Origin of the sequence: Chryseobacterium sp. SIMBA_038, from assembly GCF_046535115.1 — a bacterium.
GTDB lineage: Bacteria > Bacteroidota > Bacteroidia > Flavobacteriales > Weeksellaceae > Chryseobacterium.
Map to the genome: position 1 here is coordinate 91,198 of NZ_JAWRXH010000003.1, position 23,442 is coordinate 114,639.

Annotated in this window: 24 protein-coding genes; 15 read left to right on the forward strand and 9 right to left on the reverse strand. The window is 33.2% G+C overall.

The annotated features are described in order from the left end of the window. The first annotated feature begins 10 nt into the window (after window positions 1-10). Window positions 11-604: a hypothetical protein gene (locus SB689_RS11315; protein ID WP_410692252.1), complete on the forward strand. Its 594-nt coding sequence runs from the start codon at window positions 11-13 to the stop codon at window positions 602-604. Between the two features lie 75 nt (window positions 605-679). On the opposite strand, the gene SB689_RS11320 is transcribed toward SB689_RS11315, so the two are convergent. The 8 genes from SB689_RS11320 to SB689_RS11355 form a co-directional block, all read right to left on the reverse strand. Further along, window positions 680-910 (reverse strand): hypothetical protein, encoded by a 231-nt coding sequence (locus SB689_RS11320; protein WP_066755463.1) that lies wholly within the window; start codon window positions 908-910, stop codon window positions 680-682. A gap of 188 nt (window positions 911-1,098) precedes the next feature. Next, window positions 1,099-1,989: a DUF72 domain-containing protein gene (locus SB689_RS11325; protein ID WP_410692253.1), complete on the reverse strand. Its 891-nt coding sequence runs from the start codon at window positions 1,987-1,989 to the stop codon at window positions 1,099-1,101. 178 nt (window positions 1,990-2,167) lie between these two features. After that, window positions 2,168-2,986 carry a hypothetical protein gene (locus SB689_RS11330; protein ID WP_410692254.1) on the reverse strand — a complete coding sequence of 273 codons (819 nt, stop codon included), beginning with the start codon at window positions 2,984-2,986 and terminating at the stop codon, window positions 2,168-2,170. An 18-nt stretch (window positions 2,987-3,004) separates the two neighbouring features. After that, a complete protein-coding gene (locus SB689_RS11335; protein ID WP_410692255.1) occupies window positions 3,005-3,808 on the reverse strand; it encodes a hypothetical protein in 804 nt (267 codons plus the stop codon). A gap of 2 nt (window positions 3,809-3,810) precedes the next feature. Then, complete coding sequence (locus SB689_RS11340; RefSeq protein WP_410692256.1) at window positions 3,811-4,635, reverse strand: hypothetical protein; 825 nt, start codon at window positions 4,633-4,635, stop codon at window positions 3,811-3,813. 272 nt (window positions 4,636-4,907) lie between these two features. Continuing rightward, a complete protein-coding gene (locus tag SB689_RS11345) occupies window positions 4,908-6,605 on the reverse strand; it encodes a ribonucleoside-diphosphate reductase subunit alpha (RefSeq protein WP_410692680.1) in 1,698 nt (565 codons plus the stop codon). Between the two features lie 21 nt (window positions 6,606-6,626). Beyond that, entirely contained in the window at window positions 6,627-6,914 is a 288-nt protein-coding gene (locus SB689_RS11350) for a hypothetical protein (RefSeq protein WP_410692257.1), read from the reverse strand. A 211-nt stretch (window positions 6,915-7,125) separates the two neighbouring features. After that, window positions 7,126-8,100 (reverse strand): ribonucleotide-diphosphate reductase subunit beta, encoded by a 975-nt coding sequence (locus SB689_RS11355; protein ID WP_410692258.1) that lies wholly within the window; start codon window positions 8,098-8,100, stop codon window positions 7,126-7,128. 428 nt (window positions 8,101-8,528) lie between these two features. Here SB689_RS11355 and SB689_RS11360 point away from each other — a divergent pair, with 428 nt between their 5' ends. From SB689_RS11360 to SB689_RS11385, 6 genes are all read left to right on the forward strand, one after another. Then, window positions 8,529-9,218, forward strand: a complete 690-nt coding sequence (locus SB689_RS11360; protein WP_072407967.1) for an ABC transporter ATP-binding protein — start codon at window positions 8,529-8,531, stop codon at window positions 9,216-9,218. 106 nt (window positions 9,219-9,324) lie between these two features. Next, window positions 9,325-10,554 (forward strand): ABC transporter permease, encoded by a 1,230-nt coding sequence (locus SB689_RS11365; protein ID WP_410692259.1) that lies wholly within the window; start codon window positions 9,325-9,327, stop codon window positions 10,552-10,554. Window positions 10,555-10,645: 91 nt separating this feature from the next. Further along, on the forward strand, window positions 10,646-11,917 hold the full coding sequence (locus SB689_RS11370) for an ABC transporter permease (protein WP_410692260.1): 1,272 nt from the start codon (window positions 10,646-10,648) through the stop codon (window positions 11,915-11,917). Between the two features lie 118 nt (window positions 11,918-12,035). Next, a complete protein-coding gene (locus SB689_RS11375; RefSeq protein ID WP_410692261.1) occupies window positions 12,036-13,349 on the forward strand; it encodes a hypothetical protein in 1,314 nt (437 codons plus the stop codon). Between the two features lie 16 nt (window positions 13,350-13,365). Then, complete coding sequence (locus SB689_RS11380; RefSeq protein WP_410692262.1) at window positions 13,366-14,571, forward strand: efflux RND transporter periplasmic adaptor subunit; 1,206 nt, start codon at window positions 13,366-13,368, stop codon at window positions 14,569-14,571. A 192-nt stretch (window positions 14,572-14,763) separates the two neighbouring features. Then, window positions 14,764-15,330: a hypothetical protein gene (locus SB689_RS11385; RefSeq protein WP_410692263.1), complete on the forward strand. Its 567-nt coding sequence runs from the start codon at window positions 14,764-14,766 to the stop codon at window positions 15,328-15,330. A gap of 13 nt (window positions 15,331-15,343) precedes the next feature. On the opposite strand, the gene SB689_RS11390 is transcribed toward SB689_RS11385, so the two are convergent. Then, on the reverse strand, window positions 15,344-15,718 hold the full coding sequence (locus tag SB689_RS11390; RefSeq protein ID WP_410692264.1) for a Fur family transcriptional regulator: 375 nt from the start codon (window positions 15,716-15,718) through the stop codon (window positions 15,344-15,346). An 80-nt stretch (window positions 15,719-15,798) separates the two neighbouring features. Here SB689_RS11390 and SB689_RS11395 point away from each other — a divergent pair, with 80 nt between their 5' ends. The 8 genes from SB689_RS11395 (at window position 15,799) to SB689_RS11430 (ending at window position 23,442) form a co-directional block, all read left to right on the forward strand. Continuing rightward, on the forward strand, window positions 15,799-16,698 hold the full coding sequence (locus tag SB689_RS11395; protein WP_410692266.1) for an NAD(P)/FAD-dependent oxidoreductase: 900 nt from the start codon (window positions 15,799-15,801) through the stop codon (window positions 16,696-16,698). A gap of 121 nt (window positions 16,699-16,819) precedes the next feature. Beyond that, window positions 16,820-17,146: an ArsR/SmtB family transcription factor gene (locus tag SB689_RS11400; RefSeq protein ID WP_410692267.1), complete on the forward strand. Its 327-nt coding sequence runs from the start codon at window positions 16,820-16,822 to the stop codon at window positions 17,144-17,146. 59 nt (window positions 17,147-17,205) lie between these two features. Beyond that, on the forward strand, window positions 17,206-17,679 hold the full coding sequence (locus SB689_RS11405; protein WP_410692268.1) for a DUF6428 family protein: 474 nt from the start codon (window positions 17,206-17,208) through the stop codon (window positions 17,677-17,679). 130 nt (window positions 17,680-17,809) lie between these two features. Then, on the forward strand, window positions 17,810-18,229 hold the full coding sequence (locus tag SB689_RS11410) for an arsenate reductase ArsC (RefSeq protein ID WP_410692270.1): 420 nt from the start codon (window positions 17,810-17,812) through the stop codon (window positions 18,227-18,229). A 116-nt stretch (window positions 18,230-18,345) separates the two neighbouring features. Beyond that, on the forward strand, window positions 18,346-19,611 hold the full coding sequence (gene glyA, locus SB689_RS11415; protein WP_054510318.1) for a serine hydroxymethyltransferase: 1,266 nt from the start codon (window positions 18,346-18,348) through the stop codon (window positions 19,609-19,611). 57 nt (window positions 19,612-19,668) lie between these two features. Next, window positions 19,669-20,127 (forward strand): regulatory protein RecX, encoded by a 459-nt coding sequence (locus tag SB689_RS11420; RefSeq protein ID WP_410692272.1) that lies wholly within the window; start codon window positions 19,669-19,671, stop codon window positions 20,125-20,127. Window positions 20,128-20,658: 531 nt separating this feature from the next. Further along, the gene (locus tag SB689_RS11425) at window positions 20,659-22,587 is read left to right on the forward strand and encodes a polysaccharide biosynthesis protein (RefSeq protein WP_410692273.1); all 1,929 of its coding nucleotides are present in this window, start codon (window positions 20,659-20,661) and stop codon (window positions 22,585-22,587) included. Between the two features lie 36 nt (window positions 22,588-22,623). Further along, the gene (locus SB689_RS11430) at window positions 22,624-23,442 is read left to right on the forward strand and encodes a polysaccharide biosynthesis/export family protein (protein WP_410692275.1); all 819 of its coding nucleotides are present in this window, start codon (window positions 22,624-22,626) and stop codon (window positions 23,440-23,442) included.

Genomic DNA, 23,442 nt, shown 5'->3' on the forward strand with positions numbered 1-23,442 from the left:
TCTTTGCAACATGGGCTTAATCATTTTTGTTATCTTTCTGGCTTGTATCATTTCTCTGATTTTATCAAAAATAAAAAAAGGGAAAGGTGCCGAATGGGCGAAGATTTTCAGAATTGCTACTGTTGTTTTCTCGATCTCCATTTTTACCTATTGGTTTGTGAAGAAAAGTGCGGTAGGAATTGTGAAGGATTCTTTGGCTTTACAGGTAATCAATAAACTTCCTCAGACGCTTGATTTTTATGTGATTAACAATAATGATCCTGATAAAAATGGAATTTTAGAGGCCAAACATATCGGGAAAATTCGTCCAGAATACTACAGAATTGAACATCTTAAAATGGATAAATCCAATGAATACTGGATTGTAGGATATTTAGGGAAAAAGAATCTGGTCTATTTCTCACAACATTCCGTTCCTAATAAAAATATTGATCAGATTATTGAGGTTCAGAATTATATCAATCAGAGTGTAAAGCTTTCCGAAATCGCAAAGAAAGATGTTGAAGCTTATAATCATGAGAATATTAAACTTGGAATTTGGGTGTCTTTGGATTTTCTTTTATTGTTCCTGAATATGGTTTTGTTATTGAGAAAGAAAAAATAAAAAAAGATAACGTAAGTTGGGATTTGTTTCGTTAAATACTAGTTTTTAAGTTAATTTTTTAAACTTTTTTAAAGATTAAGGATAATCTAAAATCTGCATCACTCTTTCTTTGAATTCTTCAGGACAATTTTTAATCAGTTTATCCTTGTTTTGTTTACTGATTTGCTCTGCTTCCAGCCATTCGCTTACATCAGAACTCAGGCTGTTATTGTCGTAAACTCTTTTTATCTTATTATCATCATAAAAAGTGTAGGTATCTCCAAGCCAAGTTGTGGCTATACTGATTGTACAAATTTCTTTTTCCATAACATTAATTTTTGAACATTAAATATTCAATATGTTTTCATCTCTAATTTAGTCAATTTTTATTATAAATAGAGGGTTTTATTAATGTTTTTATAAAACGGGATTATGGAGAAATCTATTATATTGAGATCAAATAGGTGTGAATTATTTTAGGGTATTACTTATGTCTAAAGTATAATAAAAAATGATTAAAATAAGGTTGGCGTGTTTTCTGTTGCCATTTTAGGGAGCAGAAGATCAGTTTTCCATTCTTCATTCATTTTATTGATGAAATAAGCGGATAATAGCGGAGATGCTTTTTCGATATTCTGATGCACAAAAAAGTATAGATTTTGAAGACCTTCTTTTTTCCATTTTGTTAAATGTTTCATCCAGTCATCCAGTCTTTCGTAATCACTTTCGGCATTGGCGCCTACGTATCGAATGAACGCGTTTGGAGTTGTAAGACGCATGTGAAGCATATCTCTTCTTCCGGCAGTATCTACGATGATGTTTGTGATATTATTAGCCTCAAAAAGTTCGCAGGTAGTATTAAAAATGTCTTCGTCGGTAAACCATTCCGTATTTCTTAACTCAATAGCGAGAGGAACCTCTTTTGGCCACTCTTTCACGAATTTTTCTAACCTATCGTAATCTTTTGGTTTAAAATTATCATGAAGTTGGAGGAAAACCATTCCTAATTTTTCGTTGAAGTTCATCACTGAAGTCGCAAATTGAGTCACAGGATCCGTAACATCAATCAGCCTTCTGAAATGAGAAACAGTATTCGTTATTTTTGGAAAAAATTTGAAGTTTTCCGGAGTTTTTTCTTTCCATGTAAGAACTTGTTCCGGAGTTGGCATTCCGTAAAATGTAGCATTTAATTCAATGGAATTGAACTGTGTTGCGTAATATGTTAATTCGTCTTTTGTTCCTTTAGGATAAAATCCTTTAAGATCTGTTTTATTCCATTTTGCACATCCGATAGAAATATTTTCTAAGCCTTTTTTGTTTTGACTTAAAATTTCCTTTGTTCTGGAATGATCTTTTGGTAACGTAAAATCTATTTTTGAAGGATCTTCTACTTGCCCGAATTTCATATCTATTTTTTTTGGAATTAAACTGTCTAACAAATATAAAACAAAACCACAGAAATTTCTATGGATTTTGATGTTAAAATATCAGGATAAATATTTTATAGTTTTGATTAAGTTTTAATTCAAACAAAAAAAAGATCCCAAAAAGAGATCTTTATATTTAAATTACTAATAATTAATTTTATTGTCCTAAATACACAAAAATATACGTTGACAAATACTTAGGAGTTAAATTCAACGGCGTGCTTGATCCTCCTGTAGACAAACTGTAAGTGTGCGTGTGGGCCCCGGCACTGGCTGTGGTTGATATTTCAGAATCATTATCAACTACGGTTTTGGTACTTCCGCCTTCTACACTGTCTGTAATACCGCTTGCTCTGTCATTATAAGTGTGAGTATGTGCTCCTGCGCTCGTAGTTGTAGCGTTATAAGTTGTGTTTGGCAAGTTAACTCTTGCAAGGGTAACAGAAGTACTTCCACTGGTCGCTCCTAATGTTTCTGATGCTGATTTTGCCTTTAAAAACTTATCTGAACTATCTGGTAAAACGGTTGAAAATCCCAGAGAAGTTGCATTTGTTTGTGCAACAGCTGGTAAAGTAGATATTGTTCTTCCGTTTAAAAGATACCATCCTTCGTGATCGGTTGCTGTGCTGCTGTGTTTTATGTCTCCTACAGTTGGTGTCTGTACTTCCAGTTTGTTCCAAGAAGTTCCGTCGTTGTAATAAAATCCCGGTGTCACGCTTGTTAGAGCTGTTGCTGTAGCGGTATTTGTGTTATAAACAGTAATTCCTGCAATATGACTCGGAAGCGGACTTGGGTTATTAGTTGCCGTTAAAGATACTTTTGGCATTAATAAACCTTTATTTCTGTTTTGTGAATATAATTCTAAAGCAGCATCTGTATTAGGTGAAGGTGTTGCTGTAACACCTGCCGTGATCATAACCTGAGCCTGAGTAAAAGTGCAAGCTATAAGTAAGAGTATGTAACTTAATTTTTTCATTGATTTTTGTGTTTTTGTTTATTTTCCTAAATAAATGAAGTTCTGAACAACCATATGTTTAGGATATTGATTGATAGCTGTATTGGTTCCTCCACTTGGGACAGAGAATGTATGCTGGTGATCTCCTGCAGCTCCTGTTATTCTTACTTCTGTGTTAACCGTTCTTGTTGTATTTTGTCCTCCGGCATTGTAATTCCAATAATTAACACCTCTGTTGGTGTAACTATGAGTGTGGGCTCCACTTTGAACGGTGTTTCCTGTGATGCTTAGATTGGGTAAATTAGCCTGAGTGATCGAGTAAGAATTATTTCCTCCTACGGCAGCCAGAGCTTCGGAAGTATTTTTACCCTTCAAAATTCTGTCGCTTGAATTGGGCAGAGTAGTGGCAAAACCAAGTGAAGAAGCATTTGTTTGACCAATAGTTGGTAAAGTTGTGATATTTCTTCCATTCAACAAATACCAACCGTCGTGATCTGTTGTTACCACACTGGATTTGATATCTCCAATTCTTGGAAGATTGTCATTGATGGACATTAAAACCCATTTAGCTCCGTCATTGTAATATAATCCAGGAATTACATTATTGGGTGAAGTTCCTGCTGTTGCTGTATTGTAAACCCACATTCCTTCAACATGGCTACTCATCGGAGAAGCAGAGTTTAAAGAAGTAAGAGAAACAGTATTCATAAGAAGGCCTTTATTAGAACTATTTAATTCTAAAACAGCAGAGTTGGAAGGATTTGAAGTTCCTATGCCAACTTGGGATTTTAATATTGCGAAAAAAAGAATCCCTATCGATGTGTAAAATGATCTTGTTCTCATAATTAGTTGCCTAAATAGATAAATACGTTAGTGATAATATTGTCCGGTTTTAAGCTTACAGCCTGACTGCTTCCTAATGTAAAACTAAGAGAGTGGGTATGCGCTCCCGAGCTGAAAGTTGTGTCATTTACACTTGCTGTATTAGAAATCGGATTGTTAGTTCCCGCTGCAACACCGTTTGTTGTTGCGTTTGCCGGATTATCTGTATAAGTATGCGTATGACTTCCTGTCGTATTGGTTGTTCCTGTGAACGTTACATTCGGTAAATTAGCTTGTACTAAAGTAAATGTATCACTTCCCGAAGCAGTTCCCATATTGTCACTTCCACTTGTATTTTTTAAATATCTGTCTGTTGCATCAGGTAAGATTGCAGAAAAGCCTAAAGCAGCGGCTCTGGCTCTTGGATTTACCGCTAACGTAGAAACCGTTCTTCCGTTTAAAAGATACCATCCGTTGTGATCAGCACTTTGGAAACCGTTTTTAATATCTCCAACTTGAGGTTTTTTTGTAGATAATTTCACCCAAGCTGTACCATTATTGTAGTATAGGCCGGGAGTTACATTATTAGGTGAAGTTCCTGCTGTTGCTGTATTGTAAACAACCATTCCTGCAGAATGTGAAGCAAGCGGAGCTGCTAAATTCGTGGCTTGAAGTGTAATTCTCGTCAACAAGAAACCTTTGTCGCTGGAATTACTTTCAAGATGTAAAACACTTTCTGAATTTATTACGGGTGATGAATTTGAGATTTTTACCTGAGCCTTGACTTCAAAGAGGGCTGTTAATAAAATCAACATAATGATTTTATTAGCGTTAATAATTTTTGTCATAATAAGGGTTTGAAATAATTTTTATTGTGTTGTGGGCACAAAAATATAAAAAAAATACAAAATATTGTTACTTGGAAATCAATGATATACTGTCTAAATATCACTGTTTGGAGAGTATGAACATAAAATTTCTAGTATTAATCGTAGATAAACGAAAAATAAATGTTTATTAATGCTAAATTAAATTTTCATTAAAAATTTTAAAAACACGAAAAAAGCACGTTAAAAAACGTGCTTTTATTAATAATATGCTGAGGTTTATTACTTGTAATTTATGCTTCGCAAGCTGAACATGAAACAAAATTGACCATCATTTCTTTAGAAACAGATGAACTTCTTTGGTAATACAATGTCTTAACTCCTTTTTTCCAAGCTTCAATGTAAAGGTAGTTTACATCTTTTACCGGCATTGTAGAAGGAATCTGTAAGTTTAATGATTGAGCTTGGTCAATATACTGTTGTCTCTGAGCAGCCTGAGAAATAATCTCCATCGGAGAAATTTCCTTAAATGTTTTGAATACTGCTTTTTCCTCGTCAGTTAATTCAGCTAAATGCTGAACAGAACCATGATTTAGCATGATCGTTCTCCAAGTTTCCTCGTTGTCTAATCCTTTTTCTTCTAATAATTTAGCTAAATACTTGTTCTTACGCATAAAGTTTCCTTTAGCCAAACCTGCTTTGTAATAGTTAGATGCAAAAGGCTCAATTCCAGGAGAAGTTTGTCCTAAAATTGCAGAACTTGAAGTGGTAGGAGCAATAGCCATTGTCGTGGTATTTCTCAATCCGTAACCTTTCAATAATTCAGGTTCTCCGTAGATATTTGCAAGCTCTCTTGAAGCTGTTTCTGCCTGTTCTTTGATATGTCTGAAAGCTCTTGCATTGAATTGAGTAGCCTCAAAACTTTCAAACGGAATCATGTTTTTCTGTAAATAAGAATGGTATCCTAAAACTCCTAAACCAAGCGCTCTGTGACGCAATGCGAAGTTTCTAGCTCCTTGTAGATAGTAGTTTCCTTCTGTTTTTTCGATAAATTCAGTTAGAACTGCATCCAGGAAGTAAACAGCCAATTTTACAGCGTCCGTATCTTTCCATTCGTCGTACAATTCTAAGTTCATAGAAGATAAACAGCAGATGAAAGATTCTTCTCTTGTAGAAGGAAGCATAATTTCAGAACAAAGGTTACTTGCGTTTACAGGCATTCCTAAGTCTTTGTAAACCTGAGGTTTGTTTCTGTTAACGTTATCTGTAAAGAAAATATAAGGTAGCCCTTTTTGTTGACGGCTTTCCAATACTCTTGCCCAGATTTTACGTTTATCCATATCACCATCGATCATATCCTGCATCCAGTAATCAGGAACACAAATTCCTGTAAACAAGTTCTGGATCGGGCTTCCGATGTCTTTAATTGATAAAAATTCTTCAATATCTCCGTGGTCAATATCCAAATAAGCAGCAAAAGCACCTCTTCTTACACCGCCTTGAGAAACTACATCCATTGCAGTATCAAACAATTTCATGAAAGAAACAGCTCCAGAAGATTTTCCGTTATCTGTTACGGCAGTACCTCTGTTACGAAGTTCCCCGAAATAACCTGAAGTTCCACCTCCAATTTTTGTCTGCATGATCACTTCACCCATTTTGTGGGTAATTCCTTCAATGCTGTCCGGAATGTGAACGTTGAAACAAGAGATTGGAAGACCTCTCTGCGTTCCCATATTTGCCCAAACCGGAGAAGAGAAACTGATCCATCCTTTCACGATCATTTCCTTGAAAGCCGGCTGTAATTCAGGCTTGTATAATTTTTTTGCAGCTGCGGTGGTGATTCTGTCGATAGCTCCGTCTACAGTTTCCCCTTTTAACAGATATCCTCTGTTAAGCATTTGCTCAGACTCTTCATTGAGCCACCATATATTTGAATTTTGCTCTTCCATAGATGTTTGTATGTTTTCAAACTTCCGGGTTTGTTTTATTACCCGGAAATTTTGTGTTGTTTATATTGATTGTAAAATTTCTACTTTATGAGAACCGTTCAGTCCGCTTTCATCTCTTAACCTTTGAAATTCTTTAAAAGATGGTACATTCAAAACCTCATGCTGAACTGCTTCATTGATATAATTTGAATAATGAACAAAGGTAACGCCGTCTTCTTTTACATAAACTTTATACTCAAATGTTTCCTGATCTAAATTTTTAAAATCATTCAAAAACTTTTGAATATTGACTTTGTTTTCTGGAACAAAATCGGGATTTACAGTATAAGATACGATTACGTTGATCATTATTTTTTGTATTTGATTTTAATACGCTTGTCATTGCGAGGAACGAAGCAATCTCTTAATAATCTTAACCTCTTAATAAATTCTTAATGGTTTAAAATTTTAATTATTAATATACTTCGACAGACTCAGCATGACATTGCTAATACTAACTGCTTTGACGCTCGCTTCGCTCGCGCTTTTCATCCAAAATTCAGAATCTAAAATCTAAAATTTAGAAAAGATCATTTGCCGTAATACTCTTATCATGTTTCGTGTAATCCACAGGTCTTTTTGCAAAGAAATCATCCATAGAATTTGCGAAAACTTCTTCTTCAAACCATTTCATCGGACGGTATTGCTCCGGAGTAATATTATAACGAGTATCCATATTGATTTTCTTTAAACTATCGTCAACACGGTATTTCATGAAGTTCAAAAGATCTTCTTTTGAGAAAACGCTTAATTCTCCTAATTCAAAGATCCAGTCAAGGATTTCACCTTCTAGTTCTACAGATTGATCAACTAAAGTATAAATATCTTCAATATCAGAATCAGTCAATAAATCAGGTTGCTCTTCACGGATTTTGTTGATTAAATAAATTCCTGCATTTGCGTGAATCTGCTCATCAATAGAAGTCCAAGCGATAATATTAGAAACATTTTTCATGTATCCTTTAAATCTTGTGAAAGAAAGAATAATCGCAAATTGTGAGAAAAGCGATACGTTTTCAATCAGGATACTGAATAATAAAAGAGAAGAAACGTATTCTTTCGGTGTTGTAGAATTCGCGTGCTTAAGAACGTTTGATAAAAAATCAATTCTCTTTTTTACGGCAGGAATTTCTATAACGTTAGAGAATTCTTCGCTATATCCTAAAACTTCTACCAAACGGGAATAAGCTTCAGAATGACGGAATTCACATTCTGCAAAAGTAGCTCCAAGACCGTTTAATTCGGGTTTTGGCATGTGGTTGTATAGGTTTCCCCAGAATGTCTTTACAGACACCTCGATCTGTGCAATGGCTAAAAGTGCATTTTTTACAGCATATTTTTCGTGCGGTTCAAGTTGCGAATGAAAATCCTGAACATCTGCGGTAAAATCCACTTCCGAATGTACCCAAAACGATTTGTTGATTGCCTCTACAAATTGAAGAACCTCAGGGTATTCAAATGGTTTATAGCTTACTCTTTTATCAAAAATTCCCATATTAAAATGTCTTTAAAATTAAAATAATTAGATCACTGTGGATAAGATTCAAGAAATATTTAACGTTCTGATTATTTGAAGCTTATAATTAAAAGTTATTCACTCAACCAACGCGCTTATTTCTTGTTACGTGCGAAGCACAAAGGTCGAAAAAAAGAACTGATTTTAAAAGAGGCAAATACTAATTGGTTGACTTTTAACCTTAAAAGTTTTCCACATTTACATGAAACTTGCTCTGATATTGGCTTATACACTATTATTCAGCAAAAATAAATAAAATTGCCGAGTTACAGTTAAACACTTTATCGTAAATACCTATAAACAAAATAGAAAATAGTTAAACAGTAAATTATTTGAATAAATTTTTATTCTTGTAACAAATTGAAAATTACTTCTACTTATTAGGATATAAAAACATACATCACTTAATGTTAGTAATTCAGGATCTACATAAATCATACGATACAGGGAAAAGCAAGTTGCACGTTCTCAAGGGTATTAATCTTAATATTTCCGAAGGCGAGTTTGTTTCTATTATGGGAAGTTCCGGTTCCGGAAAATCTACACTCCTTAATATTATTGGTATTCTGGATGAAAAAGATTCAGGGACTTATGAATTGGATAGTGTACCGATCGAGCATTTATCTGAAATAAAAGCTGCAGAATACAGAAGTAAATTTCTGGGTTTCATTTTTCAATCTTTTAATCTTATTGGATATAAAACAGCTTTGGATAATGTAGCCCTTCCTTTATATTATCAAAATGTACCGAGAAAAGAGCGTAACCAAAAAGCAATGGAATATTTGGAAAAAGTAGGTCTTGCGCAATGGGCGAATCACCTTCCTAACGAACTTTCCGGAGGACAGAAACAAAGAGTTGCCATCGCAAGAGCTTTGATCACCAATCCTAAAATTGTTTTGGCCGATGAACCAACAGGAGCATTAGATTCCAAAACAACACATGATATTATGAAACTTCTTCAGGATATAAATAATGAAGGAAAAACAATCATCGTTGTAACCCACGAACCAGACGTTGCAGCACAGACAAAAAGAAACGTTATTTTAAAAGACGGTATCATTGAAAGTGATGAGTTTATAAAGCAGATTGTTTTGTAGCTGGGAGTTAGAAGAAGGAGGCAGGAAGTCTAAAAATTAAGTAAAAAAATATGCGGTAAGTTGGAGAGCTTCAAGCTTCAGTCTTCCCGCTTCAAACCAAAAATATATGTTCGACTTAGATCGTTGGCAGGAAATATTCAGTTCTATTCGCAGTAATGTATTGCGAACGGTGCTTTCGGGATTTACGGTGGCTTTGGGATTATTTATCTTCATTGTTCTTTTCGGAATTGGTACAGGATTGCAAAATGCTTTTACAGAAGGTTTCGCAAGAGATGCTCAAAACCTGATCACTATTTTTACAGGGAAAACGACTATTGCTTATAAAGGTTTACAGTCGGATAGAACGGTGACAATGAATAATGATGACTATGATTTTTTGGTTAATTCTGATAAAGAAAAAGTAGGAGAAGCTACTCCAAGATATCAATCAAGTTTATTGGTGAAATACGGGAAAGAGAGTGGAACTTATCAGATAAACGGAACAGATGCAGAAGAAAAATATATCGAAAACCGTAAAATGCTTGAAGGCCGATATCTTAATTCTGCAGATTTAGCCAGAAAACAAAATGTAGCGGTAATTGGTAGAATGGTTCAAAGGGATTTAATTAAAAATGGAAGTCCTGTAGGAAAAGATCTTGATATCAATGGAACCATGTTTAAAGTAATCGGCGTATTTTCTGATGACGGAGGTGACTGGGATGAAAGGCATATTTCGGTGCCTATCACTACGCTGCAACAAATGAAAAAAGGCTCAGATACCGTGAGTACAGTATTTATTGCTTATAATGACAAATTATCTCCTCAGGAAGCTATAAAATATGGGGATGAACTACAAGATAGATTAAAAGCTAGAAAAAATGTTTCCCCTGATGACGAAAATGGAGTTCGTGTAAGGAATAATGCTAAGAATATGAGTGATACATTCACTTTCATGGCAGTAATTACCGCTATTGTAACATTTATCGGATTGGGAACTTTGCTGGCAGGAATTATTGGAATCAGTAACATCATGGTGTACATCGTAAAAGAAAGAACCAAAGAAATCGGAGTACGAAAAGCGATTGGAGCAAAACCAAGAAGTATTGTTGCTTTGATTGTTCAGGAAAGTGTGGTGATTACTGTAGTTTCAGGATTTGTAGGAGTCGGCATCGGTGTATTGGCTTTACATTTAATCGGAGACAGCCTTGAAGAATATTTCATAAAAAGCCCAAGTGTTGGCTGGGGAACGATCATCATGGCATTTATCGCTCTTGTTTTTTCAGGATTAATTGCAGGATTTGTTCCGGCATACAGAGCTTCGAGAATCAGACCGATTGAAGCGTTAAGAACAGAATAGGTAATTGTAAATAGTCAATGGTGAATTTTATCTTCACAATTGACAAACGAAGTGAATTCACTTTTACAAAGTAAAATATTGATAGTAAAAAATGAACATCTTATTTAAAAAGGATACTTGGCAGGAAATTTATTATTCGTTGAAGAATAATAAGCTTCGAACATTCCTTACCATGATTGGTGTGGGATGGGGGATGTTTCTATACGTGAGTCTGCTGGGAGCAGCAAAAGGAATGGAGAACGGCTTTGATAAAGTGTTCTCAGGATTTGCGACGAATTCTATTTTCCTTTGGGCGCAAAACACGAATATCCCTTATGAAGGTTTCCCGAAAGGAAGACAGGTACATCTTAATCTTCCGGATATCCAGATGCTTAAAAATAAAATCTCGGAAATTGATTATATCTCTCCACAAAATGCAAGAGGAAGTTTTACCGGAACACCTGGGGAATCAATGTCAAGAAACGGAAAAAATGCGACTTATTCTCTTACCGGAGATTATCCGATAGGAAATAAGATCTCTGAAAAGAAACTGATTTTTGGAAGATATATCAATGATGCAGACGTTTCAGGAAATAAAAATGTAGTAGTAATTGGAGAAGAGGTTTACAAGAACTTTTTCGATTCTAAAAAGAATGAAAACCCAATCGGAAAATCAATCAATGTTAAAGGGATATTCTTTAATGTAATTGGAGTTTTCAGAGTGAAAAAAGGGGGTGGATTTGAGAATGACCAAACCGTTTTTATTCCACTTTCTACCTACACGAAAATGTACAATGCAGGAGACAATATCGATATGTTTGCGATTGTTAGTAAGCCTAACGCAAACGTAAATGAGGTGGAGGAACAGGTAAAACTGGCTTTAAAGGCTAAAAATAAAGTTTCACCGGAAGATACAAACGCTTTTGGAAGTTTCAACCTTGGAAAAGAATTTAAAAAACTAACAGGTTTCTTAACCGGAATGCAGTTATTAACCATAATTGTAGGTGCTTTAACGATTCTTGCTGGGGTAATTGCGATTTCAAACATCCTATTAATTACGGTGAAAGAAAGAACAAAAGAAATAGGGATCAGAAGAGCTTTAGGGGCGAAACCTTCGGAAGTAAGAAACCAGATTTTGCTTGAAAGTGTTGTTATTACGCTGTCTTCAGGAATACTAGGTTTTATATTCGGGATTTTTGTTTTGATTATTTTGAATATGGCGACTCAGGGTCAGGATGAATTTCCATTCTATAATCCAACAGTAAACTATGCAAACGTATTTGGAGCAATGGCGGTAATGGTAATTTTAGGATTAATTATCGGGATGATTCCTGCACAGAGAGCGGTGAAAATTAGACCTATTGAAGCATTAAGATCAGAGTAATTTAAAGATGAAAAGACTTTTTTTAATTATAATAATCTTCTTTTTTGGCTCTGTTTCGGGACAGCGCAATGAGTTCTTTATCTTTAAAGAAAGTGAAGTATACAGTCTTTTTAATTTTATGGAGACCGCAGCAAAAATGCCCGGGACATCATCAACCTACAGAAAATTTATTACTGAAAAGTTAGCAGATAATAAAGATTTTCAAAAGTTGGTTCAGGATTTCAAGTCTATTGATTATAATGAAAGTATCTCAAGACAAGATTATCCTGCAGGACGAAATTATAGAAAAAGTTATTTGACATTGCTTGTGGTAACTACTTTAAAGTCTAAAGATCTTGAAGATTTTAATGAAAGAATAACTGGGATTTTGCCAATTAATGAGCAGATGAAAATTTATAATTCATTGAAAAAAGCACAACCGTATTTCAGACAGTTTGTATGGAATGAAAGTGAAGCTAAAATAAAAAAACAGATCATTGAACTTAAGAAACACAATGATATTAGCTCAGAATTATTTTTAAAGTTTAATCATTTTTATAAGTCATCTTGGGATGTGCAGGTTCCGTTTTATGTTACCCTATATCCAATCCCAGGAAAGCAAGGAAATACTACGGCTACACCTCATGGAAATGCTTTGTGTGTAGGAAGTATGACAGATTCAAATGATACAATCGGGACTTTGGGTGTAACACTACACGAAATGTGTCATATTTTATACAATGAGCAGAGCAAAGAAGTTCAGGCAGAATTAGAAAAATATTTTACAGAAAATAAATCAAGATATTCAAAACTGGCTTACTCTTATTTTAATGAAGCAATGGCTACAGCATTAGGAAACGGGTATGGATATAAAATTTTAAATAAAGGAAATTTAGATAAAGGAGAATGGTATAATAAAGCTACCATTAATCTTTTTGCAAAAGTAATTTATCCTTTAACAGAAAAATATTTGGAACAAAATAAACCAATTGATAAGAATTTTGTTGATGAAATAATTAAAAGTTTTGAGAAGACATTTCCCAACTCGATTTACGAATATGGTCCTAATTTTAATACATTAAACCTGTATGCGGATCAGTTGGAAGGCAATTATATTTTTGATAATTTTTTTAAATATTTTAGTGCCAATAGTGTGCATGTTTCAAGCCCGCTGAAGGATGTTTCGCAAAGTCATAGATTATTGGAAGATGATTCTTCTTTTATCATATTATTAGATAAAAATCAAAAAGAGAATCTGGAAGAATTGAAAAAGGCATTTCCAGAAATTCAGAAAATAAAATATGATAACACAATCAGTAATATAAGTTTTTTTGATGCTAAAAACAGAATGATCGTTATCCTTTTTATTAATAAACCGGAAAATTTAGATCAGGCATTTGAGAAGCTTGAAAAGCATAAACAATTAGATAAAGATAAATTAATTCAATATTAAAAAATAAACTAGATATATGAAAAAGAAATTCACTTGGAAAAAAGCCATTTATATATTCTTGGGGCTTTTATTTGCAGTGGCATTATTCTCAGGGATTGGCTACCTTGTAAAGTCGAATTCTAAAGAAAGTGAAGCTTTCCTTACCCGTAAACCAACCATTCAGAATATGGATGATAAAGTGATGGCAACAGGAAAAATTGTTCCAAAAGAAGAAATTGAGATCAAGCCGAATATCGCCGGAATCATCGACAAAATTTTAGTGGATGAAGGTGATAAAGTAACTGCTGGACAGTTAATTGCAACGGTAAGAATTATTCCGAGTGTGAGTGATGTTAATAATGCACAGCAGGAGGTTCAAAATTCTCAGCTTCAGATCAGTAACTCTAAAATGAATGTTGAGAATATGCAAAAGCAGTTTGCAATGCAGGAGAGATTATTTAAACAAGGCGTTATTTCTAAACAGGAATATCTTAATTCTCAACAACAATTATATACACAACAGCAGAATCTTAAAAACGCTAACCAACAATTAGTAACGGCTCAAAAAAGATTACAAATTGTAAAAACAGGTGCTACTCCAGAATTACAAGGTTTTGCAACGACTCAGATTCGTTCTAAAGCTGCAGGAACAGTTCTTGAAGTTCCTGTGAAAGTGGGAAGTCAGGTAATTGAAGCTAACTCATTCAATGCAGGAACAACGATTTGTTCTATTGCTGATCTTAGCGCTTTGATCTTCCAAGGGGAAATTGATGAAGCTCAGGCTGGAAAATTAAAGCAAGGAATGGATATGAAAATCGTGATTGGAGCTTTACAGAACAAAACGTTCCCTGGAACGCTGACGATGATCGCTCCAAAAGGAAAAGACACCAACGGAACGATAAAATTCCCTGTTGAAGGTGATGTTCAGAATCCTAATAATGACTACATCAGAGCTGGATTCTCTGCCAACGGTGAAATTGTTTTAAGTTCTCAGAAAAATGCTTTGTTATTGGATGAATCATTGGTTCAGTATGAAAAGAAAAATGGTAAAGACGTTCCTTTTGTTGAGGTAAAACAAGCTAACGGAACATTCAAAAAAGTATACGTGAAATTAGGAGCTAGTGACGGAATCAACGTTCAGATTCTTCCAGGATCAAATATTACAAAAGACTCTGAAATAAAAGTTTGGAACCCGTCTGATAAAGATAAAGAAGAGCTTAAAGAAAAGAAAGGCAAGAAATAATAAACTAACTAGATACATTTTATCTGAAGTCCCGAAATTTTTTTCGGGATTTTTTTTGTTTATATGAAAACAGTCATTCCGAGGAATGAAGAAATCTCTACATTTTATTGCTTAAAAGATAATTAATTTCAATTGAGAATGTTTTAATGAAACTGATTTTATAATTTTGAACTATTCATAAAAATAAAAGTAATGTGTCGATACGCAGGAAAAACATATAAATGTCATTACGTTTGTTTTAAATGTAGAAAATCATTTAAGCAAGCTGATTCAGATGATATTTTATTACGAATAAAAAAGGATAAAGTATATCATGAGCTTAATGGAAAATCTATACGAAAAGTAGGTCAGGTTTTTACAAAATCAGAAAGAAATAAATTAGCTGAATTAGTACATGAAATAAAAAATAGAGATATAAAATGTCCCGAATGTGGAAACTTAATGGCTGATCTAGGTAGAGATTTTAAAGCTCCAAAGAAAACTGCAGTTAAAGAATGGAAAATTGTAGAAGGACTTTTTAAATTAGGAAAGCGTTTTCATACTTGTGGTTGTGACGGGATAGGTTACATTCCTCAAAATCCAAAAGATTACGAAGTATACTTACAAAAAGCTTTGAAAGAATATCAGGATTCTATTACTTATTATCAAGGTAAAAGTGAGGCAGAATATCCTGATAAGATGGAGAGAATTAACTATTGGAACGAAAAAATATTGAATGTTAAAAGTGAAATGAAATTTCAAAAATTTGATTTGAATTAGCATTAACAATTAATTAAGAACAACCTGCACAATATCCCGAAATAAATCCATTAAAATTTACAGATTGATAACCAGTCGGTAATTTCACTTCAATTTCATTGGGAATACATTCGATCTTCCCACAACTTAAACATCTGAAATGGAAATGATTATGTTGATGTGCCTTTTCTGAACAGTTGACGCAGAAAGCAAAATAATATTTCCCATCGTCGCTTAGAATTTTATGCACAATTCCATCATCACAGAAGCTGTTTAAAACTCTGTAAATCGTAGCTCTGTCTACTTCATCTCCCAATTCTTTTAATAAAATATCCTGACTAATCGCTGATTTTGAATTCTTTAAAGAATCCAGGATCAGCTGTTTTGTTTTTGTATTTCTCTTAAGCATATACAAATATATAAAATATTATTGCGATAAAGTCGCATTAATGAAAATTTGTTTTACATTTGCAACAAGAAACAAGCAATATGAAAAACTTTGACGTAATTATTATTGGAGGAAGCTATTCCGGACTTTCAGCGGGAATGGCTTTAGGCAGATCTTTGAGAAATGTTTTGCTCATTGATAGCGGAAAACCTTGTAACAGACAAACTCCACATTCTCATAATTTTCTGACTCAGGACGGGAAAACTCCAAAAGAAATAAGCACGATTGCAAGAGAACAGGTAGAAAAATATGATACGGTAAAATTTCATGATGGAGTAGTGGTGAAAATCGCTAGGCTTGATATTGGTTTTGAAGTAGAAACTGAACAAGGAGAAAAATTTTCTGCTAAAAAACTCATTATTGGGACAGGTATAAAAGATATTCAACCCAATATTCCCGGATTTGCTGAATGTTGGGGAATTTCTGTTTTGCATTGTCCATATTGTCATGGATATGAAGTTAAGAATGAAACTACCGGAATTTTTGCCAACGGAGATATAGCTTTTGAATTTTCAAAAATGATCCTGAACTGGACAAAAGACTTAACATTATTCACAAACGGAAAATCAAGCTTAAGTGAAGATCAGACTCAAAAATTAAAAGAGAAAAACATCAATATCAATGAAAACGAAATTGAAGAAGTAATCCATAAAAACGGACAAATTCAAAAATTAACTTTCAAGAATGGACAAGAATTTTCATTGAAAGCGTTGTATGCAAAAATCCCATTTCAACAAAATATCAATGTATCAGAAGATCTTGGCTGTGAAATGACCGAACATGGATTTATTAAAGTTGATCCTTTTCAAAAAACAAATATTTATGGTGTTTATGCCTGCGGAGATAATGTAACGATGATGCGTTCGGTTTCAAATGCCATTGCTCAAGGAAATTTTGCCGGAGCAATGGTGAATAAAGAATTAGTGGATGAACAGTTTTAATTATATTATATTTTTTGAATCCTTGTTGTTATTTCAGCAAGGATTTTTTGTTAAATGTAGAAAAAATCTTTCATGGTTTTATTTATTATCGTAATATTGCGATATAAAATTATTTATAAAAATGGGTGCAACTAAAACAGACTTTTTTACAGAACAGCAAAACCAGATCGCTACCATTGCAAAAGCTTTGGGACATCCTGCCAGAATAGCAATCATAGAACATTTATTGAAAGTGAATGAATGTATCTGTGGAGATATCGTCAATGAATTACCGCTTGCCCAGCCAACAGTTTCTCAACACTTAAAAGAGCTTAAAAACGCAGGTTTGATCAAAGGTAATATTGAAGGAAACAAAATTTGCTATTGCATCGATGATAAAGCTTTCGAGGTTTTAAATACCTATTTCTCGAATATTATTTCCACAGTAAAAAAGCAAAACTGCTGTTAAAAAATTTTTGACCAAGTATATCGTAATATTGCAATGTGACAATTTAAAATAAAGAAAAAATGACTTTAGAACAAATTAAAAATATTCTACCATCATTAGAAAACGTAGAATTTCAATTAGAAAATGGAAAGTTTGTCCCTGAACATTTCCATGTCACAGAAATCGGAATGGTTACCAAAAACTTTATAGATTGTGGTGGTACCATGAGAAAAGAAGAAAGAGTGAATTTCCAACTTTGGAATGCTGATGATTTTGAACATCGCCTGAAACCGGGAAAGCTTTTGCATATTATTACACTTTCAGAAGAAAAATTAGGAATCGGAAATTTTGAAATTGAAGTGGAATATCAAGACACAACGATTGGAAAGTATGATCTTGATTTTAATGGAAAGAATTTTATCCTTAAAAATAAAGTAACCGCTTGTTTAGCTCAGGACGCTTGCGGAATTCCTCAGGAAAAACAAAAAATAAATCTGAGCGAATTGAAAGGTGATAAGAGTAATTCTTGCTCTCCGAATTCAGGATGTTGCTGATTATGAAACAAAAATTGATTAAGTATAAAAAAGCAATCATTATAACGTTTTCAATTATTGTTTTACAGCTCATTTTTGGATTTGATCCTAAGTTTTGTGCAATTAATATAATATGGTTATTTGTTTAGATATGAAAAAGAAAATATTGGTACTTTGTACGGGAAATAGTTGCAGAAGCCAGATCGCAGAAGGATATTTAAGATATTTTGCAGAAAATAAAGCAGAAGTTTACAGCGCAGGAATTGAAACTCACGGTGTTAATTCAAAGGCGATCGAAACAATGGCAGAAGATGGGATTGATATTTCAGATCACACTTCAAATCATATTAATGAATACCAAAATATAAACTTTGATTTTGTGATTACGGTTTGCGATAATGCCAAAGAAAATTGCCCGTATTTTCCTAATAAAGCTGAAAAGTTTCATTATAACTTTCCGGATCCCGCAAAAGCGGTCGGTACTGAAGAAGTGGTCAAGCAACAATTTAGAGATGTTCGGTTACAGATAAAAAATTATTGCCGGAAGTTTATTAGTGATAATGTAAGCTGAACAGGGATTTATTGATTATGATTAGATTTTTAGTCCAAAAATCATAAATGAGGATACTGAAATCTAGCCTAAAAATCCGTATATTTGGGGTGAAAAATTTCAAAATCTAAAAGTAAATGGACATTATTTTCGACCTTATTGAAAAAGAAAGACAAAGACAATCCCATGGATTAGAGTTGATTGCATCAGAAAACTTTGTTTCTGAAAATGTAATGAAAGCAATGGGAAGCGTATTGACTAATAAATATGCAGAAGGATATCCGGGTAAAAGATATTACGGAGGATGTGAAGTAGTAGATGAGGTTGAAACATTGGCGATCGATAGAGCGAAAGAGCTTTTCGGAGTTGATTATGTAAATGTTCAGCCGCACTCTGGTTCTCAGGCTAATGCAGCAATTTACTTGGCAGTTTTGAAACCTGGAGACAAAATCATGGGAATGGATCTTTCAATGGGAGGTCACCTTACTCACGGTTCTGCGGTTAATTTCTCAGGAATTCAATATAATGTAGTTTCTTACGGAGTTCAGCAGGAAACTGGTTTGATCGATTATGATCAAATGAGAGAAGTTGCTCTTAGAGAAAGACCAAAAATGTTGATCGCTGGTTTCTCTGCGTATTCAAGAGATTTAGATTATGCTAAATTCAGAGAGGTTGCAGACGAGATCGGAGCTACACTTTGGGCAGATATTGCTCACCCAGCAGGATTGGTTGCAAAAGGATTATTAAATTCTCCATTCGCACATTGCCACGTGGTAACAACTACTACTCACAAGACATTAAGAGGTCCAAGAGGTGGAATGATCATGATGGGTAAAGATTTTGAAAACACATACGGTCACAAAACTCCAAAAGGAGAAACTAAAATGATGAGCCAAGTATTGGATGGAGCTGTTTTCCCGGGAATTCAAGGTGGTCCATTAGAGCACGTTATTGCTGGTAAAGCAATCGCTTTCGGTGAAGCGTTGGATGTTCAGTTTGAAACATATGCTAAGCAGGTTAAATCTAATGCTCAGGCTTTAGCAAAAGCAATGGTAAGCAGAGGTTTTGATATCGTAAGTGGAGGAACAGACAATCACTTAATGTTGGTAGATCTTAGAAATAAAGGCGTAAACGGTAAAGAAACTGAAAAAGCGCTTGTAAAAGCTGATATTACGTGTAATAAAAATATGGTTCCTTTTGATGATAAGTCACCATTCACAACTTCTGGAATCAGATTGGGAACGGCTGCGATCACAACAAGAGGATTGAAAGAAAATGATATGGAAACGATTTCGGAATTAATCTCTGAAGTGGTTGATAATATTAAAAATGAAGAGGTTCTTACTTCTGTAAGAAAAAAAGTGAATGAATTAATGGAAGGTAAAGCGTTATTTAACTACTAATATTTACCGAATTTAAAATATGAAGAATGGGCTTATGCTCATTCTTTTTTTATAGCTATGGAAAAGAAATCTTTCACTTTTGATGAAATTAAGCTGAAATTGGTAAACTATTGTGTTTATCAGGATCGTTGTCATGCAGAAGTAGAGCAGAAAATGCGAGAATTTATGTTAATTGAAGAAGCTAAAGATGAAATAATCCTTTATCTTTTAAAAGAAAACTATTTAAATGAAGAAAGATTTACCCGAAGTTACATCCGTGGAAAGTTTTACATAAAACATTGGGGGAGAAATAAGATTAAAATTAATCTGAAGCAAAAACAGATTTCTGAAAAACTAATAAATAGCTGTTTTGATGAAATTTATGAACCAGATTATGAAAAAGCATTAAAAAAAATGTTTGAAGATTATTATTCTAAACAAACAGGCTTAAAGGAATATCAAAGAAAATCAAAGACTATTAAATATTTGATGGGCAAAGGTTTTGAATATGAAAAAATAAATGATATTTTTGATTAAATAATTGAAAAAAAATAAAACTATTTGATTATACCTTAAAATTCTAGATAACAGAATGTATTAAAAGTAGAAAACCATGATTTTTATCAAGAAACTCTTAAGGAAATTGATTGGATAAATCTGTTTTTCGAACTCAATATTTTTTATTTCAACTTTTTGGTTAAATATAATTATGAAAGATGAAAGATTTTTATCAAAAGAAAATATAAGATACTTTTTTCAAAATAATATAAAAACCAAGTAATTATGGAATTAGATATATTTGCATCTACTTTATCAGAAATGCAAATTCTTTAGGATATGTTTTCTGGTATAATTTTTGCCAATGGTTTGTGCTTGCCATCATGAACTAACCTTATTGATACTTGTAGAAAAAGGATTATTGAGATTTTCAAAAATACTAAAATTTAAATTTATTTTTTAAATAGTAAGCATAGATGAAATTTTATTTTAATTTTGCAAGATTGATATAACTATTAATAATGAATATCAGGTTTTATACCTTATTAAATATGAACACAAATAACGACAATGTACAATTCTCTTAGAAATAAAATGTTTGCAGGAGATAATGTTGTCAATCTCTCAGATGTAAGATACCTTCCCAGATGGATAATACTTGTAATAGACATTATTATTCTGGTCATATCCTTATTTCTTTCAACCTACATCATTGAAAAAATCAGTATAAAAGAATTTATTTATCATGATAATGAAAACATTGTTTTTGTTTCCATTATCTCGGTGAATGTTATACTCATGTATTTTTTTAAAACCTACGCCGGGATTATAAGGCATTCAACTTTTATTGATCTATTCAAATTATTGATTTCGTGCTTCTGTACTATGTTCATTATAGGAACGATCAATATGATCTATTTCTGGACAACAGGTGAGAAATTCATTCTTACACCTTATCTTATTCTTTATTTTATCATATCCTTTATGGGGTTATTTCTTTTCAGATTGTATGTAAAAGAATTTTTTCATATCGTGCGAGAATACAGAAGAAGTGCGCTAAAGAAAAGAATTTTGGTATTGGGGATTGATGAACAGTCTATTGCCATTGCAAGAGCTATTTTAGACAATCCTAGTTTGCCTTATCATGTAGTTGGGTTTCTTACTCAGAGAACAGATTCTAAAAGAGCATCATTATTAGGAAAGCCTATTTACGAAAAGAAAAGAATTGAAGAAAATTCTAAAGAAGATCTTATTATAGACGGGGTAATTATCGTTAAAGAAATGATGTCTAAAGATGAAATGAACTCTTGGGTTAATTTATTTTTAGAAAAAGACTTAAATATTTTCAAAGCACCATCTGTACAAAAGCTTAGAGAAAATGACTTAGGAGTTTCCATCAGAAATCTTCAGATTGAAGATTTATTAAATAGAAAGCCTATAAAAATAGAAAATGAAGAGGTTAAAAGTAGACATTACAATAAAAATATATTAGTAACAGGTGGAGCAGGCTCTATAGGTAGTGAAATTGTAAGGCAGGTGGCACAATTTAACCCATCTTTAATCGTAGTGTTAGATCAAGCTGAAACACCGTTATACGATATTGAATTGGAAATGAAGGAAAAATTCCCTCACATCAGATTCAAATTTGTTCTTGCGGATGTTTCAAACAAACATAGAATTGAGCCGTTATTCCAGATGTATAATTTTTCAATGGTTTATCATGCTGCTGCTTATAAACATGTTCCTTTAGTTGAAGAAAATCCTCATGAAGCTATATTAGTTAATATTTTAGGTTCAAAAAATGTTTCGACTTTATCAAGTAAATATAAAGTGAACAGATTTGTGATGGTTTCAACAGATAAGGCTGTTAATCCTACCAATGTGATGGGGGCTTCTAAAAGGGCATCAGAACTGTTTGTACAGTCATTACAGAATGTTGAAGGTAATGTGACCAAATTTATTACCACAAGATTTGGAAATGTTTTAGGATCAAATGGATCTGTTATTCCACATTTTAAAAGACAGATTGAAGTAGGAGGCCCTGTTACCATTACCCATCCGGATATTGTAAGATATTTTATGACCATTCCTGAAGCTTGTGAGCTCGTTTTGCAGGCAGGAACAATGGGACAAGGAAGTGAAATTTTTGTATTTGATATGGGAGAACCAGTGAAAATATTGGATCTGGCCAAAAGAATGATAAAATTATCTGGTTTTGAACCAAATATTGATATAAAAATAATTTATACAGGTTTAAGACCTGGGGAAAAGCTATACGAAGAGCTATTAAGTGATAATGCAAAAACACTTCCTACTCATAATAATAAAATTATGATTTCGAAAGATCCGACAATGGAGTTCTCAGATATAGAAGCATTAGTGAACTCCATTACAAGGGCGTCCATAAAGAGGGATAAAGTAGATGTAGTAAGGATTTTGAAAACAATTGTTCCCGAATTCAGGAGTAACAATTCTGTTTATGAGGTATTAGATAAATAGAAAAAATATAAATGTATATTTGCACAATTTTAAAATATGAAGGGTAAAATATTGGCCATATTTTTTTTGGTTTTATTAGTTGGATGTAAAACTAATCCGAAAAAAAAGAATGATCTGAACTATATGCAAAATATAGAGCAGGTAGCAACGGAAGCATCAGCTAAAAATTCAAATTCTACAATACAGATAGGAGATCAATTGATTATCCTAATTACTGCTAAAGATATGGATGTTGTAAAACCATTTAATCAGAATTATTCTTCATCAGAAATAATTCAGACAAATGCTTTAGCCGGAGGAAATAATCCTAATCAGGGTTCAACTACCCTTTCGGGTCCAACATATATTGTAGATACAAATGGAAATATTGATTTTCCTATTTTAGGAAAAATTAATACTACGGGTAAGTCTTTAGTTGAATTTAAAGATGAACTTTATAATAAAATGACAAAATACATCATCAGTCCTACGATAAGTTTGAGACTTGCTAATTTTAAAATTACAGTGTTAGGTGAAGTAAATAGACAGGGAGATTATACAATAACAAGCGGACAGGCAACAATCTTAAATGCTTTAGGACTTGCTGGTGATTTAACGATGTATGGCAAAAGAAATGATGTACTCGTAATAAGAACAGAAAATGGCACTATCACACATGGTAAAGTTAATTTACAAGATGCTAATCTAATTAATTCACCATACTATAATTTAAAACAAGGAGATGCGATCATCGTTTCAGCCAGTAATACAAGAGACCTTGCGGCTAAACAGAATCCAAATACCGGACTTTATCTAACAGCAGCATCTATAGCCATTACAGCAGTCGCAGTAGTGGTAAGTTTATTTAAGAAATAA